20 protein-coding genes are annotated in these 18,371 nt (G+C 36.6%); 6 read left to right on the top strand and 14 right to left on the bottom strand.

The window, feature by feature from the left end; translation table 11 throughout:
• The first annotated feature begins 430 nt into the window (after window positions 1-430).
• Window positions 431-2,170: a thiamine pyrophosphate-dependent enzyme gene (locus tag G525_RS0101900; RefSeq protein ID WP_027124636.1), complete on the top strand. Its 1,740-nt coding sequence runs from the start codon at window positions 431-433 to the stop codon at window positions 2,168-2,170.
• Between the two features lie 273 nt (window positions 2,171-2,443).
• Here G525_RS0101900 and trxB read toward each other — a convergent pair whose 3' ends face one another.
• A complete protein-coding gene (trxB, locus tag G525_RS0101895) occupies window positions 2,444-3,424 on the bottom strand; it encodes a thioredoxin-disulfide reductase (RefSeq protein WP_027124635.1) in 981 nt (326 codons plus the stop codon).
• A 225-nt stretch (window positions 3,425-3,649) separates the two neighbouring features.
• Between trxB and G525_RS0101890 the strand changes: the two genes are divergently transcribed.
• Window positions 3,650-4,045, top strand: coding sequence for an arsenate reductase family protein (locus G525_RS0101890; protein WP_027124634.1), 396 nt, complete (start codon window positions 3,650-3,652; stop codon window positions 4,043-4,045).
• A gap of 65 nt (window positions 4,046-4,110) precedes the next feature.
• On the opposite strand, the gene G525_RS22170 is transcribed toward G525_RS0101890, so the two are convergent.
• The 4 genes from G525_RS22170 to G525_RS0101870 form a co-directional block, all read right to left on the bottom strand.
• Window positions 4,111-4,278, bottom strand: coding sequence for a hypothetical protein (locus tag G525_RS22170; protein ID WP_157491856.1), 168 nt, complete (start codon window positions 4,276-4,278; stop codon window positions 4,111-4,113).
• A gap of 35 nt (window positions 4,279-4,313) precedes the next feature.
• Entirely contained in the window at window positions 4,314-4,475 is a 162-nt protein-coding gene (locus G525_RS21960) for a DUF1328 family protein (protein WP_084647679.1), read from the bottom strand.
• 116 nt (window positions 4,476-4,591) lie between these two features.
• Window positions 4,592-5,245 carry an SOS response-associated peptidase family protein gene (locus G525_RS0101875; RefSeq protein WP_169514419.1) on the bottom strand — a complete coding sequence of 218 codons (654 nt, stop codon included), beginning with the start codon at window positions 5,243-5,245 and terminating at the stop codon, window positions 4,592-4,594.
• A 182-nt stretch (window positions 5,246-5,427) separates the two neighbouring features.
• On the bottom strand, window positions 5,428-5,877 hold the full coding sequence (locus G525_RS0101870) for a ferritin-like domain-containing protein (RefSeq protein ID WP_027124632.1): 450 nt from the start codon (window positions 5,875-5,877) through the stop codon (window positions 5,428-5,430).
• A gap of 609 nt (window positions 5,878-6,486) precedes the next feature.
• On the opposite strand from G525_RS0101870, the gene G525_RS0101865 reads away from it, so the two are divergent.
• On the top strand, window positions 6,487-7,524 hold the full coding sequence (locus G525_RS0101865) for a helix-turn-helix transcriptional regulator (protein WP_027124631.1): 1,038 nt from the start codon (window positions 6,487-6,489) through the stop codon (window positions 7,522-7,524).
• Between the two features lie 14 nt (window positions 7,525-7,538).
• Here the strand turns inward: G525_RS0101865 and G525_RS0101860 are convergent, their stop codons facing one another.
• The 3 genes from G525_RS0101860 to G525_RS0101850 are packed head-to-tail and all read right to left on the bottom strand — an operon-like array spanning window position 7,539 to window position 8,492.
• Window positions 7,539-7,742, bottom strand: a complete 204-nt coding sequence (locus G525_RS0101860; protein ID WP_027124630.1) for a hypothetical protein — start codon at window positions 7,740-7,742, stop codon at window positions 7,539-7,541.
• Window positions 7,743-7,745: 3 nt separating this feature from the next.
• Window positions 7,746-8,096: a phage holin family protein gene (locus tag G525_RS0101855; RefSeq protein ID WP_027124629.1), complete on the bottom strand. Its 351-nt coding sequence runs from the start codon at window positions 8,094-8,096 to the stop codon at window positions 7,746-7,748.
• 9 nt (window positions 8,097-8,105) lie between these two features.
• On the bottom strand, window positions 8,106-8,492 hold the full coding sequence (locus G525_RS0101850; protein ID WP_027124628.1) for a YtxH domain-containing protein: 387 nt from the start codon (window positions 8,490-8,492) through the stop codon (window positions 8,106-8,108).
• Window positions 8,493-8,733: 241 nt separating this feature from the next.
• Between G525_RS0101850 and G525_RS0101845 the strand changes: the two genes are divergently transcribed.
• The 3 genes from G525_RS0101845 (at window position 8,734) to G525_RS0101835 (ending at window position 10,922) form a co-directional block, all read left to right on the top strand.
• The gene (locus G525_RS0101845) at window positions 8,734-10,098 is read left to right on the top strand and encodes an NAD-dependent succinate-semialdehyde dehydrogenase (RefSeq protein WP_027124627.1); all 1,365 of its coding nucleotides are present in this window, start codon (window positions 8,734-8,736) and stop codon (window positions 10,096-10,098) included.
• 11 nt (window positions 10,099-10,109) lie between these two features.
• A complete protein-coding gene (locus G525_RS22355; protein ID WP_169514418.1) occupies window positions 10,110-10,262 on the top strand; it encodes a hypothetical protein in 153 nt (50 codons plus the stop codon).
• A gap of 195 nt (window positions 10,263-10,457) precedes the next feature.
• Complete coding sequence (locus tag G525_RS0101835) at window positions 10,458-10,922, top strand: hypothetical protein (RefSeq protein WP_027124626.1); 465 nt, start codon at window positions 10,458-10,460, stop codon at window positions 10,920-10,922.
• Window positions 10,923-10,934: 12 nt separating this feature from the next.
• Here the strand turns inward: G525_RS0101835 and G525_RS0101830 are convergent, their stop codons facing one another.
• From G525_RS0101830 to G525_RS0101805, 6 genes are all read right to left on the bottom strand, one after another.
• Window positions 10,935-11,765, bottom strand: coding sequence for an endonuclease/exonuclease/phosphatase family protein (locus G525_RS0101830; RefSeq protein ID WP_027124625.1), 831 nt, complete (start codon window positions 11,763-11,765; stop codon window positions 10,935-10,937).
• A gap of 60 nt (window positions 11,766-11,825) precedes the next feature.
• A complete protein-coding gene (locus G525_RS0101825) occupies window positions 11,826-12,623 on the bottom strand; it encodes a glycerophosphodiester phosphodiesterase family protein (RefSeq protein ID WP_035478756.1) in 798 nt (265 codons plus the stop codon).
• A 215-nt stretch (window positions 12,624-12,838) separates the two neighbouring features.
• Window positions 12,839-14,380 (bottom strand): glycerol-3-phosphate dehydrogenase/oxidase, encoded by a 1,542-nt coding sequence (locus G525_RS0101820; RefSeq protein ID WP_245577710.1) that lies wholly within the window; start codon window positions 14,378-14,380, stop codon window positions 12,839-12,841.
• Window positions 14,381-14,496: 116 nt separating this feature from the next.
• Entirely contained in the window at window positions 14,497-16,692 is a 2,196-nt protein-coding gene (gene scpA / locus G525_RS0101815; protein ID WP_027124622.1) for a methylmalonyl-CoA mutase, read from the bottom strand.
• On the bottom strand, window positions 16,685-18,055 hold the full coding sequence (locus tag G525_RS0101810; protein WP_027124621.1) for a methylmalonyl-CoA mutase subunit beta: 1,371 nt from the start codon (window positions 18,053-18,055) through the stop codon (window positions 16,685-16,687). The genes scpA and G525_RS0101810 overlap by 8 nt, the downstream gene beginning before the upstream one ends.
• Window positions 18,048-18,371, bottom strand: a complete 324-nt coding sequence (locus tag G525_RS0101805; protein WP_027124620.1) for an FtsB family cell division protein — start codon at window positions 18,369-18,371, stop codon at window positions 18,048-18,050. Before G525_RS0101805 ends, G525_RS0101810 begins: the two co-directional genes overlap by 8 nt.

Here is an 18,371-nt window from a genome sequence, read left to right as displayed (position 1 = left end):
TGAATTCCTAAAGAAAATAAAGTATTATTCAATACCTTAGGTTCATTAAATTCCTTTTACTCAAGTTATTCGATTGCAGCGACGTCTGAAAGAAGTTCAATCACATTTTAATTGGATAATAACTAAGTGCAGCACTATCCGGATCCTTGAAGTTATAAACTTCACCCAATCTCAAGCTATCTCAAGGTTAAAATTTCAAGCTCCACATAAATGATGCCTCTTCTCATTTAGTGGTTACGGAGGAGACCAATCCTAAATTGAGCATAAGAGCTTTTAAAAAACGACCTTTCCCATTTAATTTACGATGAGGATTTTTGTGAATAAAAGATAAAATCCGTCAAATGTACTACCTGATCAACGCTCCCACAATTAACGCGCTCTTAACACAAAGTAAAGTTTTCGCTAGTATCTTTAAGAAAAAAGCAAAAATATGGCAAAAAATGTAGCTGATTTATTAGTAGAGAATCTGGTAAATGCAGGGGTTAAAAGATTATATGCAGTTACCGGAGATAGTTTAAACCCTATTAATGATGCCGTGCGGCGTGATGGGCGGCTGGAGTGGATTCACGTGCGCCATGAAGAAGCTGGCGCCTATGCCGCTTCCATGGATGCTGAACTTGATGGTATTGGTTGTTGTATGGGCAGTAGTGGTCCGGGTCATGTCCATTTGATCAACGGCCTGTACGACGCAAACCGCTCTGGCAACCCGGTAATAGCTATTGCCACCACAATAAACGCCAATAAAATTGGAGTGGAAAATTTTCAGGAGACCAATGTCGTCAAACTCTTTGACGATTGTAGCAAATACTGTGTAATGGCAAACACACCACAACAAGCGGCCCAGGCATTCCAATCGGCCATTCAACATGCTATCCAGAAGAAAGGCGTTGCAGTCGTCGGTTTGCCCGGTGATGTATCTGAGGCCGATGTTGAAAAGGTCAGCACTTCTCATAAAAACTACTATACCAACTCTATTCTTACTCCAGGAAAGGAAGACATGCAAGAGTTGGCTAAGGTTATTAATTCCAATAAAAAAGTGATGTTATTTTGCGGTTACGGTTGCAAAGACGCACAGAAAGAAGCGATGCTACTTTCGGAAAAATTAAATGCGCCTATGGGCTACAGTTTCCGCGGAAAAATATTTTTTGACAAAATCAACAATCCCTATGCTATAGGTTTAAACGGTTTACTGGGCAGCAAATCAGGATTTCAAGCCATGCACGATGCTGATTTGGTCATTTTATTAGGAACGGATTTTCCTTATAGCGATTTTATACCAGAAGAAAATACCATTATACAAATAGATCATAAACCTGAACGCATTGGACGCCGCGCCAAAGTGGATTATGGCTATGCCGGAAACATTAAGGATACCATTGAAGTATTGCTTCCCTTATTGGAGAAAAAATCCGACGATGGATTTTTAAAGGGTATGCGAAAATTGCACGATGAGCAAGAGGAAAAATATGCATCTTATGTACAAGAAAAATCCAAGGAAAAAAATATACATCCTGAGTTTGTAGCGTCTGTTATTGACGACATTGCGGCAGACGATGCTATTTTCACCGTGGATACAGGAATGTCTGCCGTCTGGGCTGCCCGTTATATTAAGGGAAAACGCGACCGATACCTCACCGGTTCCTTTAATCATGGCTCAATGGCTAACGCTATGCCTATGGCTATCGGTGCAGGACTTTCCAGACCAGATCGACAAGTTATTGCCTTATGCGGAGACGGTGGCATAAGTATGCTTTTGGGCGACTTAATGACTATAAGCCAATATAACATCCCAGTTAAAATCATTATTTTCAATAATCGCTCTTTAGGCATGGTTAAATTGGAAATGCAAGTGGCTGGATATCCCCAATGGCAAACTGACATGAAAAATCCAGATTTTGCAATGGTTGCTGAGGCCATGGACATTAAATCATGGAGTGTCAGTGAATGCAAGGATGTAAAAAACACTTTGCAGGAAGCCTTGGCTCATAATGGTCCTGCCCTAGTTAATATTTTTACAGATCCAGATGCGTTAGCCATGCCTCCAAAACTTGAATTTAGTCAAGTAAAAGGCTTTGCAAAAAGCATGGGTAAATTAATGTTGAATGGCCAAGCGGCGGACGTGATTGATACCGCAAAATCCAATATGAAATATTTGAAAGAACTGTTCTAGCAGTTTGAATAAATTATAAAAACTTTCTGGATTCACAAATTCACAAATCCGTCAATCTGCATCAAAACCCTTAAAAGACTATTTACTTCTTTTAAATGAGGTCATCAAGAAAACTGATGAATCATAGCGATTCAACATTGAAATGTCATTGGTATAATGAATTAAATTTTATATTTTGTGTGTAAAAAAAAATGCCTAATGTATAGTTTGCAACTATAACCTTAGGCATTTTTAAATTATTAGGATAAAATTTTTAAATTTATATATTGGTATTTAATAGTTGGTAGCAGTATTAACCTCAAATGTCGAGTCAATCGATGCTAAATAACGTTCAGCATCCAATGCCGCCATACAACCCGTTCCTGCTGCTGTAATAGCTTGCCTGTAAACATGGTCCGCCGCATCACCAGAAACAAATACCCCATCTATATTTGTTTTGGAAGTCCCTGGTACATTGATAATATAACCTGTTGGATCTAAATCCAAGAAGCCTTTAAAAATATCGGTATTTGGTTTATGTCCAATGGCCACAAAAAATCCTGTTGCTGGTATTTCATGCACCTCATCTGTGATATTATTTTTGACTCTGACACCAGTCACTACTTGTCCATCACCTAGAACTTCATCAGTATTGGTATTATACAATATTTCGATATTTGGAGTATTCTTTACTCTTGCCTGCATAATTTGTGAGGCTCTAAACTCATCACGTCTTACTAACATTGTAACTTTTTTACAAAGTTTGGACAGGTAATGAGCTTCTTCACACGCAGAATCTCCGGCGCCTACGATCACAACTTCTTGATTTCTATAGAAAAATCCATCACAAACTGCACAAGCGGAAACACCTCCACCCAATTGTAAATATTTTTGTTCTGAAGGTAATCCAAGATACATTGCTGTTGCGCCTGTAGAAATAATCACAGTCTCACAGTGAATTTCTTTATCATCTTGAACCCATACCTTATGCACATCTCCCAAGAAATCAACTTTAGATATCCAACCATCTCTTACGTCAGTTCCAAAACGTTCGGCTTGTTTTTGTAACTCTATCATCATTTCGGGGCCTGTAATACCATCGGGATATCCTGGAAAGTTTTCAACATCATTGGTAGTTGTCAATTGCCCTCCTGGCTGTGTTCCTTGGTAAAGTACGGGATACATATTAGCTCGTGCCGCATAGATTGCTGCAGTATAACCTGCTGGCCCTGAACCTATAATCAGGCATTTTACTCTTTCAATTGAATCTGACATAATTATAATAAGTTTAGAACTTACAAAAATAGAAATTTTGCAGCAATACTTCCATTAATATCATTAAAAGTTATTATGTAACAATTGGTTCAGACAATACCAAATTTTAAACTTTTTTTTATATATTTAGTAGTTGGCGGGAACCGGATGTCAATTCCAATAATACCCTAACTACTAGCGACATATTGACATAATAATCAAAACTAATTTTAATTTTAAATTCGAATGGGCGTGATTTCAACAGATAACAATGAAATAAAATTATATTTTCATTCTGAAAGTTCTATAGGTAAACAAATACAAGCATATGTATTAGCTTCAGAAAGAAAAATTTTAACGATAGACATATCCAAAACTACGGTTACAGGAACCCAATGGACAGAATTGGCTAAAGGCTTAGGAGTTCCTGTTTCAGGACTGATCAACAAGGAGCATCCAGATTTCACTCAGCATTACGATAAACGCGTTGATTTAGATGCTGACGATTGGTTAAAAATCCTTGATAAGAATCCTATTGTATTATCTAAACCAATTGCTATTATAGGCAAAAAATATGTGCAACTTGAATCGCCATCTGATTTTATCAAATATATTGAACCGGATAGTAAAAGTATTCACTAAAAAAAGAGGCCATTTATAAATAATGGCCTCTTTTTCTTATTATATAAATGCAAACTTTACATTTATTAGTTGACAGCGTCTTCAACATCATCCACAACGTCATCAATTGCATCTCCTACGTCATCAGCCGCTTTTTCAACACCGCTTTTATTCGTTTCTCTACAACTTGTAAAAGTTGTCATTACAGTTCCTAAAGAAAATAGGACCATAAAAGTCATCATTAGTTTTTTCATAATTTTATATTTGGTTTGAAGTTAAAAGTACATTTTTATTTTTTTAATCCTCCTCTTAATAGAGATAAAATGAAAAGGACTATAAAAATAAAAAAGAAAATCTTAGCAATACCAGCAGAAGCTCCAGCGACACCGCCAAATCCTAAAATACCTGCGATAATTGCAATTACTATAAAAATAATAGTCCAACGTAACATAATTTTGAGTTTTTAAGTTAATGTATGATAAAGGTAATTAATAAGGATTCATGCGCTTAACGCAATTAAAACAGAATTTAACTCATAAAGAATGGGTATCTAAAGAAGCAAAATATTCAGGTTTTAATGATAAAATGTCCACTTTCATAGGGCTCATAATAAAATTTCATCGAACGATGTTCTACGCACAATTGTTTCAACTGAGCTAAAGATGTTGAGGTATCAAACCATTGTTTGAGTTCATGATCATTTAAAACAAGGGGCTTTAAATTTGAGATATTGGGAACATCTTTAAAAGATTCATTGATTTGAGTCACTACTAATGAGCAGGTTATAAAACCATCATTCAGTTCATTGAACACACCGGCTATAGCGAATGGTTCAAAATCAGGCAAATGTACATGACAGCGTTCCACAGTACCATTGGTGAGCCACGTGGTAAAAAAGCCGGTAGACAAAATAATGCATCTTCTTTTCTCAAGGATATCCATGTATAATCCATTGTCGTTTTGAAGCGTCTCGAATTTAACATTTAAAGTGTTTACTACATCCTGAAAAACACTCCAATTATCTTCAAAGTTTTCTGGTAACAACCCCCAGATGGCGTAAACTGCTTTATGTGGATCAGAAATAGTTATCACAGAAATCGTTGATTCCATTAAGCCATCAATTACGCCTTGAGGCTTATAAAGGTTAGGAAACTCAAAGTTGACATGAAACTTTTTCTCAATGGATTCCCGATTGGCTATATTGGATATTTTATAAAACATTGCAATATTTATTAACATGTAAGTAAATCATATTTACTTGTGTTTTTTAACTTGAATGCATCAATTGGTAACGCAAATAAATGCAAAATAGCGAATCCTAAAAAGTACACACTATTGTGGTCAGCAAAAAAAAAGACACTTAAATTAGTGTCTTTTTGGTGCTTTTTCTGTTTTTACATTGATCAACTTAAATCTTCAAGTCTTTTGATATTAACCAGACCGTGCTCAATCGTGTTTTTTTGCGTTTCCAAAAGCTGTCTAGTTGAACCAGGAAGTGCGGTATCACTCAACACATCTTTATATTCTTCTACCGCGGCTTTCTCGCCTCTAATTGCTTCTTCCAACATGGACTCATCGTCATCAGAAGAAAACCATGATTTCACTTCCATCCAAGTACGGTGGGCTGCTCCTGTAACACTGCCACCTTTATCAGGCTCTTGTCCTAAATTCTTTAACTCCGACTTTAATTCATGTCCAAAATTATAACGTTCTTGCGCCTTTCCTGAAAAGTAAGATTTAAGACCTACATGCTTAGAATTTTCTGAGGCTTTTTTAAAACCTTCTTCTGCATCATAGTTCTTTTCCAACAAATCATTTAATTTATTTCCTAATCTATCTGTGTAAGCACTCATAGTATTTAAGTTTTTATGGTTGTCATAAAACTACCAAACGAATAAATTAGGGATTAATCCATTACAAAATATAATTAACCCTTATCAACGGCTTTAAAAAATTAGTTATGATCGCATCATAATTACGCAAAGTTAACTTTCAAAAGTGAGGTAAAAACCAACCATATGTTAAAGCATTGAAGCATGAGGATTTCAATCTGGATATTAAAGTTAAAATTCTCTGTATCCCACTTGGCAAAATAAATTTGAAACGGTCAAGAAAACTTAAATTTAAAACAAAAGAAAACCTCAGCATTTTTGAAGTGTTGCTGAGGTCGTCCTTCCTAACTAACCAACCAGTGTAAAGAGTATGAAACTCTTTGTATATTTCAAAATTAATGAGATATGAATTCGCGAACGTACTTAATCCCAAAAAAGTTTGACTGTATTCAATTTTACCTTTTGACACGACAGAAATAGTATAAATTTGTGAAGAACATTGATCAGATGTAGAACTTGATTAAACATTATTTATATTTGTTTAACAATAAGTACCTGACCCCATTTCATTTTACCTGTCTAAATTTTTAAAATTTAAAGAACCAACCTTTTATTAATTTTTGAGAAGTTATGATAAATGTAATTCTAAGTGCAGAGACCACCGAAGGTGCAGTTAAACAAATGCAAAGTTATTTTGGGGGTGAGATTTCTGAACGTTGGGGTGAATACACCTTAGCGTTTGATAATGATACCGCGAAAGGGTGTGTGAGATGTATTTCATTTGATTGGGGAGTAAGCTTGCTCGAGATTGATGCTATTTTTTTTGAAGACGTTTTGTTCGTTAGCGATAACGGAAGCTCTAATCCCATACATTTTACGTATTGTTCTCAAGGGTGCTACAGAACCAGATTCGAGAATGAAACGCAGTTTCAAACCGTTGAACAATTTCATTCGTCCATCATCGTTTCCAAAACAGGCTTAAAACTCTACTCGTTTTTACCCAAGGACATTCATATCATTCTCAACAACATTCGAATTGTCCGGAAGGAGTTTCTTAAAAAACGTAATAACCAACTTTCTGAACTTAATGAAAATCTTTATCGGGTTTTTGTAGATGATAAAGATGAAAAGGAATTTGCCTATTATGGTCCTATTCATTTAAAAATGGAGGACTACGTAAAAACTTTACGCGATTTAAAAACGGAAGGAATGACACGTGTTCTGCATATTGAAGGGGAAGTATATCATTTACTCTCCATGCACATTGCTCGACATGATAAATACCAAAATAACGATGTCATCCCAAGCACTCTCTTAAAAGATGAGCTAAAGATTATTAGGCGTCATGCAAAGAAAATATTGGATGATCCCTCATTAAATTATAATTTAGATCAAATATCTAAAGATTCTGGTCTTTCTCAAGCTAAATTACAGGAGGGATTCAAGTTTCTATACGCAAGAACAGTCACCGAATATATAAGGCACGTGCGCTTAGAAGCTGCGCGAGATTTAATGAACACCACCGATCTGAACATTTCTCAAATTGTATATACCATAGGATTTACAAGTAGAAGTTATTTTTCGAAAATATTCAAGGAGAAGTATGAAATGACTCCTCACGAATTTAGAAAGCAGGTTGTGATGGTGAATGTGGAAGAGACTGAATAAAAAAGATAATAAAATTATCTTCTAATCAACTTTTTAAGCAGTACAAGAACACCATATTTTCCAGCAAACTTCAATCCAGTGTTCACCCAGTTAAGAGGTTTCATATCTTCCTGAAAATCATTCTTTAGACCTTTAATCTCTTCCCAAGCAATTTGTTTTTCAAGGCTCAGCCGATTTAAATCATAGTCGATTTCGTCAAACGATTTATAGGTTTTCATGAGTTATGATTTAAAGAATTTGGATTGTAACTTACTAATTATTCTGGCATCAACTAGATATCTTACCTTGTAGATAATGAAAGCGATGATTAAAAATAGTGCTCCCACTATAAGATAACCTAAAGCATAGCTTTGTAGAAGTTCACCAATGGCAATAGCACCAGCTATAGCCAATAAAATTAAACCTATAAATAATACAGCACCAATTATAAGCGCTTTGCCTGCCATACTAATGGTGTAGGACAATTGCTGAAAGACTTTTAATTTGAAATATTCGTAAGATTTATCAATATATCTTTCACCAATATCTGATGCTTTATTGGAGGTATTATTTATAGATTCAAAAATGTTCATATTTTAAAATTATGATTTTTGTAGTTTCTTGTTTTTTTCTTTCAAAGTAGCCAATTTATTTTCCAATGTAGTAATTACATCTTCAGTTTTATGACTTGCATCAGATACAATATATTCTACTTTTTCATCTAATGTCATTTTCTTTGCTTGCACAGAGTCTACAAAACTATCTCTTAAATGAGATGCTCTATCTGCTAAATGAGATGCCTTATCAGAAATAGTATCTCTTGCAGCCATGGCTCCTTCAGCAAATCTATCCTTTGCCGCTAAAGCTTCATCTGAAATTCGTTGTCTTGTATGCACACCTTTATCTGGTGCAAATAAGATTCCTAACGTTGCGCCAATTGCTGTACCAGCTAAAATGCCAATAAGTGTGTTACTGCTATTATTTCCCATAATATTCGTTGTATTTTAAATTGTTAATATTAATTTTTTGAGTCTTAACAAAACTATAGTAGAAAACAAACAAGGGTTGTCTCAAAACATTAAATTTTTGACTATTACACGATAACACTTGCGCTCTCAAAATATTTCTTATATTTTCGATAAGAACTCATTCACATTATAACAAATGTAAGCTTGAAATCCTAAATGTTAAAGCCATTTATAACGAATTTAACATTAAAAGTAATTAATTATGAAAAAATCCATTAAAACTATCAATCCGTTCAACAATCAAGATATTAAAGAATATAAACTGCATACAGCTCAACAGTTGTCTGATATCCTGGAGTGTTCAAATACCACCTTTTACAACTGGCGACAAACATCCATTAAGGAGCGTTGTAGACTCCTAATGAATCTGGCTCAAATTCTAGAGGACGATAAACGGGATTTGGCCAAACTGATAACCCAAGAAATGGGCAAGCCCTATTTAGAAAGCATTGCTGAAATTGAAAAATGCATGACCTTATGTGATTTTTACGCCACCAACGCCGATGATTTTCTAGCTGATGAACTCATCGAGACTGATGCCTCGGAGAGTTTTATCAGTTACGATCCGCTGGGCACAATTTTGGCCATTATGCCATGGAACTATCCCTTTTGGCAAGTCATGCGATTTGCAATCCCAACCTTAACCGCAGGAAATACGGCTATTTTAAAACACGCTGCCAACGTTTCGGGTTGCGCCATGGCCATAGAAAAACTTTTTGAAAAAGCAGGCTTCCTTAAAGGCTGTTTTACAACCATCCTCGCCAGCCATGATGCCGTGGAAAATCTTATAGCGAATGATAGGATTAAGGCCGTCACATTAACAGGTAGTGAGAAGGCTGGTCAATCCATTGCCGCCATCGCTGGAAAGCACCTCAAGAAAACGGTTTTGGAATTGGGTGGAAATAATGCCTGTATTGTTTTAGATGATGCGGACTTAGACAAATACATGGACGTCATTGTTCATGCCAGAATGCAAAACGCAGGACAAAGCTGCATTGCGGCAAAACGATTTATCGTTACTGAAAACATTTACGATGATTTTTTAAAACGGTTTAAAGAAAAAGTAGCTGCACTAAAATCTGGAGACCCGATGGATAAACACACCACCATAGGCACTTTGGCGAGAGCTGATCTAGGAGAAACTTTGAAAAAGCAGATTGAGGATTCCATCCAGTTGGGAGCAACAGTTGTTACTGGCAACAAACTAAATAAAGCCTATTTTGAGCCCACAATATTAATAAACATTACTAAAGACATGCCCGTTTTTAAAGAAGAAACCTTCGGGCCAGTGGCTCCAATTATGAAGGTGAAAACTTCTGAAGAAGCCTTTAGAATGGCCTCCGATACAAATTACGGCTTAGGAACGATGGTATTCACCCAATCTATTGAAACAGCCCAAAACTATATTGACACCATTGAAGATGGGGCCTATTTCGTGAACGAATTAGTAAAATCTGATGCTCGACTTCCGTTTGGTGGTACAAAATCATCAGGCTATGGTCGGGAACTCTCTAAAGAAGGGATTCACGAATTTGTAAACAAGAAAACAGTATTTATTAACCACTAAACAAAAAACTTATGAGTTTTATTAAAGAGGAAGAGGAAAAAACAAACGATTATATTTTTCAAAAGGATGCCACCACAAAGTCTACCACCATGTTTGTGGCCATTGTCTTGGTTGTTTTAATCATTGGAGTCATTATATCGGGCTTTTACTTTGAATGGTTTTAATTTGGGATCTAGACGTCCCAGGCTAACTAAAATTAATGAATATGGTGCGTCCATACTTTAAAATCGGTAATGAAAACTGTGTTTGAGATCATAATGCACTTTAGATGTGCGAGTTAATTGATTATTAAATGAGATAAGTCCTCTATTTTTTGTAAATTAGAAAGACAATTATATAATAATCAAAAACTTAACCTTATGAAACTCTCATTTCTATTTATAGTGATTATAGCATTCAGCGCTTGTAACAATCAGAAAAACCCGGAAATAACGACCAAAACGGAGACAGAAGATCATACTCTAAAACTTAATGGCACTTGGGAAATGATCGGTTATTATAATTATGTGGATAATAAAGTCACTGATTCTTTTCGAACCAACGACGGTTTTAGGCAAGTTAAAATGTATACAGACAAAAAAGTCATGTGGAGCAAAAATGTACCGTCCGATTCTAGTGAATGGTTTGGATATGGGAATTATAACGTTCACGAAAATGAACTTAATGAAACCTTGGAATACGGATCAGAAATGATGCGCAGAATAATTGAAGAGAAAAAAGAATTCAATTATGAACTTGTATTAGAAAAAGATAAATTCAGCCAAATTGAAATTGACGACGATGGCAATCGACTTTATTCTGAGAATTATAAACGCATTGAATAAATCGAGTTAATCTTATTTCAAGTTAAATTGAACAAAAACAGGAAAATGGTCTGAAGGAAATTTCAAATTGATGGCGCTTGAAAGAACGGCATATTTTTCGACCTCAATTTGATTTGAAACCATGATGTAATCTATTCTTTGAGTTACAGGTTCATTATATTTAAAACCATTAAACGTACCTTCTGGTCCAAAGACATACTTCGCCTGATTTCTAGAATCCAAAAACTGCAGCTTTAAACTAGTTACCAGTTCAGAGTCTGGTTCTACATTAAAATCTCCCATAATCAGCACAGGATAATTCTTTGTGTTCACCGCTTTAATTTTCGCTAAGATAAGCTTCATTCCTTCCTTTCTGGCCACTTCCCCAATATGATCAAGATGGGTATTGAAAACCCAGATTTTCTTGTTATTCTCTTTTAATGTAAACAAACCAAATGTGCAAACTCTTGGATAAGCAGCGTCCCAATCTGTGGATACCTGGTCTGGAGTTGTTGAAAGCCAGAAGGTGTGTTCTTGTGCAACACTTACTTTCTTGCTGTTGTAATAAATGCCTGAATGTTCTCCTTTTTGCTCGCCATCACGTCCTTTCCCTATAAACTTATAATAGGGTAAGGCTTCTTTTAAATCTGCAACCTGATTTGGTCTTGCTTCTTGAACTCCTAAAATGTCAGGTTCTAAAAATAAAATTTGGGAACTTAAAAATCTCTTTCTATGGGGCCAAGCATTTTCATTGTCAGAAGCAATATCCAGACGTAAATTATAAGTCATAACTCTGACTTCTTGACTTTTAACATCATTGTATCCCATCAAAAACACAAAAAACAGAACTATAGCTCGTTTCATAATTCAATTATTTTTAATGAAGAATCATTTGTCTCCAAAACAAAAAATTCATCCTTTCTACTATTTTGCTAATTTTATTTTGACGCGTTCAAATAATAATTCTGGTTCATTTGTGGTAATATAATCGAATCCCTCATTTAAATACCAATCCATATCATCCGATTTATTAATAGTCCAAACGTTCAATTTTAAATTAAGGCTTTTGGTATTCTTAATCCATTCCGGATTCTTTTTATATATATTCGCAGCATAATCCAAACCAGAAATACCTACGTCATTTAAGGCAACAGGAGACATCGAGCCATCTAAAAGCTGGGTTTTTGCCTTAGGATTTATTTCTATAATTCTCTTTAATAATTCATCACTAAAACTAATATAATATGACATATAACTTTCTGCTTTGAGCTCGCTCACGAGGTCTAGAACTTTTTTCGCCATTATGGCATTCCGACCTTCCATTTTTGACGGTTTGATTTCGCAAACTAATCCGGTGCTTCTATTGTTATCCATACCCGCAATCAGAAAATCTCTCAGAGTTGGAAGAGGCTCGTCATTGGACAATTTATGTTTGGACAATTGCGAATAGGGTGTATCTTCAATAATCAAACCCTTAAAATGCGGATCGTGGGTTACGACCAACACAGTATCCGAAGTCATACGAACGTCAAATTCTGAACCAGCACAACCTAATTCAATAGCATATTTTAAGGCTGCAATAGAATTTTCAGGAAAATTGTGAGCCTTAAAGGCGCCTCTGTGTGCAATGACGGGGTTTTTGGCAAATGCAATAGTATCTACCTTAGTCGATTTACAGGAATTAAAGCTTATAAAAGACAAAACAATGAATATGAAGCGCATGATGAAAACGTTATGGCTTCTAAAAATATGAAAATTCCAAGAACAATTGGCAACGTCAGCATTATATTTTCGTTATGAAAGCGTATGTTGATAAAGGCTGAACACTTTCCAAAATGACGTATGAACCGGCATTTTTTATAGGTGACTGTTCTAAAGACCAGTCCAGTATTGTAAAGAAATAGTGAAATGTGATTTTAAAAATAGACAGGCGCAAATTATAATATATACTGCGCCGTCAATTTAATGAATTCATCAATTTGCGATTGCTTCCAAGCATCATCTTTTGCTAAATGACTTGCTAAGATCTCCGCTACTACAGGTGCCACGGCTCGTGCAGCTTTGGCATCCAAAAACAAAATACGCACCCGTCGTGCCAAGACATCCTCAACAGTTCTTGCCATTTCATTCTGAACTGCCCAAACCACTTCAGCCTTAAGGAACTCCAATCGTCCGTGCAATTTTTCTCCCAAATTTGAAGACCTTTCTATCAATCGTTTAATATGTTTTTGATCGGTACCATAAACATAAAGATGATCCGTATCATCGGCTGAACCACCTGCACCGTGAATACTAATATGCTTGGTTTGACACTTCCTATTTGGTAATTTTCCTAATGAAATACCCTTGTTAATGGTATCTTGGGCCATCTTTCTATAAGTGGTCCACTTACCTCCAGTTATGGTTATTAAACCAGATTCAGAAACTATAACTTTGTGGCTCCTTGAAATTTCCTTAGTTTTTTCTGAAGCATCTTTAGGAGCAGCCAGAGGCCTTAGTCCTGCAAAGACACTTAAAACGTTTGATCTCGCAAGTTTTTTATTTAAATATGCATTTGCAGTTTCCAAAACAAAATCAATTTCAGTCTCCAAAGGTTTTGGTTCCAAACTATGGCTATTCAACAACGTATCTGTTGTGCCAACCACTACCCGATTATGCCAAGGCACTAAAAAGAGCACTCTCCCATCTGCCGTTTTTGGAATCATAATGGCATCTTTACCAGGCAAGAAAGAACGGTCCAAAACCAAGTGAATCCCCTGACTTGGCCGTACTGTATTTTTGGCATCCTTATTATCCATTTGCTGGATGTTATCAGCAAATACGCCTGTAGCATTAATGACCACTTTAGCCTTAAACGCATATGCTTTATGAGATTCGTTATCTACAGCGTTAACGCCATAAACTTTTCCTTTGACATCATTTTGCAATTGGGTTACACCAAAGTAATTTAACACTGCTGCGCCATGCTCGATAGCCGTTTGCGCCATATTAATTGCCAGACGTGCATCATCAAATTGGCCATCATGATAGACAATTCCACCTTTCAGATGTTCTTTTTTAAGTGTCGAAAGTCGAAAAGCAGCATCCTTTTTAGATATTCTAACGGATTTTCCGAAGCTCAATTTTCCGGATAAGAAGTCGTATGTTTTTAGGCTAATCGTATAAACAAATGTATCCCACCAATTATAGGTGGGTAGAATAAATGATTGGTTATTGACCAAGTGGGAGGCATTCTTTAGCAGCAAACCTCTTTCGTATAAGCCTTCCTTGACCAGATCAATATTGCCTTGGGCCAAATAGCGCACACCGCCATGAATGAGCTTCGTGCTTCTGCTAGAGGTTCCTTTGGCAAAGTCAGATTGTTCCAAAAGCAAGGTGCTGTAACCTCGTGTCGCGCTATCCAAAGCAACTCCTAATCCTGTAGCACCACCTCCAATAACAATGACATCCCAATCCTTGTTATTATCTATTTGTTTCAATAAAGAGGTTCTGTCAAACAATATTTAGAATTGGTTTTCAAAAAATGAATAAAACATGACATGTAAATAAAAGGAGTATCGATAAAAATATTGTGAAAGCGAATTGAAAAAATGTATCAATCTAGCAAAATCTCCAAAATTTGAATGGCAGCCTCACTGATTCTCGTTCCAGGACCGAATACTGCAATTGCGCCTGCATCAAATAAATACTGATAATCCTGTTTAGGAATAACGCCACCTACAATAACCATAATGTCCTCACGACCGTAATTTTTCAATTCTTCAATAACCTGCGGCACCAAGGTTTTATGACCTGCCGCCAAAGATGAAACTCCAAGGATATGGACATCATTTTCCACCGCCTGTTTTGCAGCTTCTTTTGGTGTTTGGAATAACGGACCAATATCGACATCAAACCCAACATCAGCATATCCTGTTGCGACCACTTTTGCGCCTCTATCGTGCCCGTCCTGTCCCATTTTTGCAATCATGATTCTAGGACGACGACCATCTTGTTCGGCAAATTTATCAGCCAATTCTCTTGCTCTTTTGAAGGAGCTATCGTCTTTAATTTCTTTACTGTACACCCCTGAAAATGATTTAATTTGTGCTTTATATCGACCGAAAGCCACTTCTAATGCATCACTAATTTCACCTAAAGTAGCGCGTTCTCTAGCTGCTTCGACTGCTAAGGCTAGTAAATTCTCATTCCCAACAAGGTTGGAATCTGTTGAATCAGGCTCGGAATTGATACTAGAATTGGAAATGTTTTTTGCCGCTGCAGTTAAATTGGACAGTGCTTTTGCAACGTTATCAGAATTTCGCTCAGCCTTTACTCTATTCAAGCGCTCTATTTGAGAAAGTCTCACCGTTTGATTATCGACTTCCAAAGTTGAAATAGGGTCTTCTTTTTCTAGCCTGTATCTATTGACACCCACAATAATATCCTGGCCGGAATCTATTCGCGCCTGTTTACGTGCTGCAGCTTCCTCGATTCTCAATTTTGGAATACCCGCTTCAATAGCTTTTGTCATTCCGCCCAGATCTTCAACTTCAACTATCAACTCCCAAGCTTTCTGAGCGATATCATGGGTCAATTTTTCCACATAATAACTTCCAGCCCATGGATCGACTGTTTTTGTTATGTGAGTCTCTTCTTGTAAAAATAACTGTGTATTTCTGGCAATTCGCGCTGAAAAATCAGTAGGCAATGCAATTGCTTCATCTAAGGCATTGGTATGTAAGCTTTGAGTTCCCCCAAAAGCCGCCGCCGCCGCTTCAATGGTCGTTCTCGCTACGTTATTAAAAGGATCTTGCTCAGTTAAGCTCCACCCAGACGTTTGGCTATGGGTGCGCAATGAAAGCGATTTATCGTTTTTAGGATTGAACTGCTGGACTATTTTCGCCCATAACATCCGCGCTGCGCGCATCTTGGCGACTTCCATAAAGTGATTCAATCCGATGGCCCAAAAAAAGGATAATCGCGGCGCAAAGGTATCTATATCCATTCCGGCCTCTAGTCCTTTTTTGATATATTCCAATCCATCAGCAAGGGTATATGCCAATTCAATATCACACGTTGCTCCTGCTTCTTGCATATGATAGCCAGAAATACTGATGCTGTTGAATTTTGGCATGTTTTTGCTGGTATATTCAAAAATATCAGAAATGATCTTCATGGACGGTGTAGGCGGATAAATATAAGTATTCCGCACCATAAATTCTTTTAAAATATCATTTTGGATAGTGCCTTCCAAGTACTCAGGCTTCACTCCTTGCTCCTCAGCCGCCACGATATAAAACGCTAGAATGGGCAGTACGGCACCATTCATCGTCATAGAAACTGACATTTTATCCAAAGGAATCTGATCAAAAAGAATTTTCATATCCTCTACAGAATCAATGGCCACACCCGCCTTTCCGACATCTCCTACTACGCGTTCATGGTCAGAATCATAACCCCTGTGGGTGGCCAAATCAAACGCTACCGATAAACCTTTTTGTCCGGCGGCCAAGTTCCGTCTGTAAAAGGCATTACTTTCTTCAGCGGTTGAAAAACCGGCATATTGACGGACGGTCCAAGGTCTGCGCACATACATCGTGGAGTATGGCCCGCGAAGATTTGGTGCAACGCCGGCAATAAAATTGAGATGTTCAATGGAATTCAAATCCGCTTTGGAGTATGTCGCTTTTATCTCGATATCTTCGGCAGTTAGAAAAGTGCTTGGTTGGTACTGTTCTTCAGAAGAACTTCCTTCTTTTGCCTTTTGGCTTCTCTCCAAAGTGATATGTTGTATATTCTTTCTATTCATCTTCCAATCGTTTCTGTTCAACAGTCTCCGCCAATCGTTTTTCGATAATAGGTTCGATCAAGGTCTTTACTGGATTCTTTTTAACAAAAGGATATAACTCCAACTCATGCTTCATTGTATCACTAGCGTTCGGGTGTTTATTGGTACCCAACAATATCAATTTACCGGTATCAAACTGTCTCTGTTCTTTGTCGGCACATTCCTTAATTTTCTTTTGAATGGTACCTTCCTTAAGCTGATATAAAAAACCACCATTGGCTTCTATATCCTTAAACAGATCCAAAGCCTTTTCCGCTAATTGATCAGTTAGACTTTCTATATAATAAGCGCCATCTGCAGGGTTATTCACCTTGTCAAAATAACTTTCATGTTTTAAGATCAACAATTGATTTCTTGCAATGCGTTCTCCAAACTCGTTGTCCTTATGGTAAAAGGCATCGTAAGGCAAATTACAGATACTATTGGCACCACCAAGAACGGCGCTCATACATTCTGTGGTAGTCCGCAGCATATTGGTATTATAATCGTAAAGTGTCTTATTGCGTTTTGTTGGGTCAACAAAAATAAAACAGTCCGTATTATAACCAAAAGCTTCTGACAATGTCTGCCATAATTTTCTTAAAGTGCGAAGTTTGGCGATCTCAAAGAAATAATTGGTGCCTACCGAAACGTTGAAGGTGACTTTTATAGCCCGTTTTTCGGCATCAGAAAACAGGGCATCAAAAAAGTTCAAATACTCATTAGCCTGTGCCATAGCGTAGGCCAACTGTTGCACCATATTGGCACCTGCATTTTGATAGAGTCCAACATTAACTGTAAATGAATTTGTATGCCTAACAATGGCTTCAAATTCTGAATGGTCAGATTTTAGGTTTTCAAACCAATTTCCGGATTTTGCAAGATTACCGATAATATCGGTTTGAAGATGAATGTTTTCCCTGGCAGGAATGACGTTAAGTTGTTCAGCAAATTTAGCTGACAGGAAATGGCACTCAAAAAAAATAATGGTTTTAGTCAAATTGATATTAACCAAAAGGTCTTTGATATTGACATCTTCAGAAGGCAAAACGAACTTGATGCTTTCCGCCCCGCGTTCAAGAGCATTGATCGCTTTAAAATTTGATTTTTCAACATTCGCCACGAAAATAGTTTGGCAAATTTGCCATTCAGTAGCTTTTGCATCAGAAACATCCGGAGATGCCTCAAAGTTATCCGCATGGTAAAAAGGTTTGACATGAATGCCTTCATCGGTTTTCCAGATAAGCGTTTCATTATAATCGGCACCTTTTAGATCATATTGAATGAGTTGTTTCCATTGTTTGGAAGACACTTCAGCAAAATCATCAAATAGCTTTTTAGTCATTTTCATTTTGGTTACTTATACTATCCTCATATTCGATAATATATATTTCTTCATTCTCCCTTTTCATATAGTATTTCTCCCGAGCCAATCGTTCCAATCCTTCTTCAGTGCTCAAGGCTTTTATGGCTTTTTTATCTTTTAGGATCTCTTTTTTGAAAAAATCCCGCTCATTCTCCAAATCGTCCATTTCTGAATTCAATTCGTGATGGATCAAAAAGGAATTGGCATCAAAAAACAACATCCATATCCCAAATCCCACAAAAATGATGACGTACAGATTTTTAAATCGTTTTATATGTTTGCGATTGATTTTCAA

It is taken from the genome of Gelidibacter mesophilus DSM 14095 (assembly GCF_000423005.1).
In the GTDB taxonomy this organism is placed as follows: Bacteria; Bacteroidota; Bacteroidia; order Flavobacteriales; family Flavobacteriaceae; genus Gelidibacter; species Gelidibacter mesophilus.
This window is presented reverse-complemented; position numbering and strand designations above follow the sequence as displayed.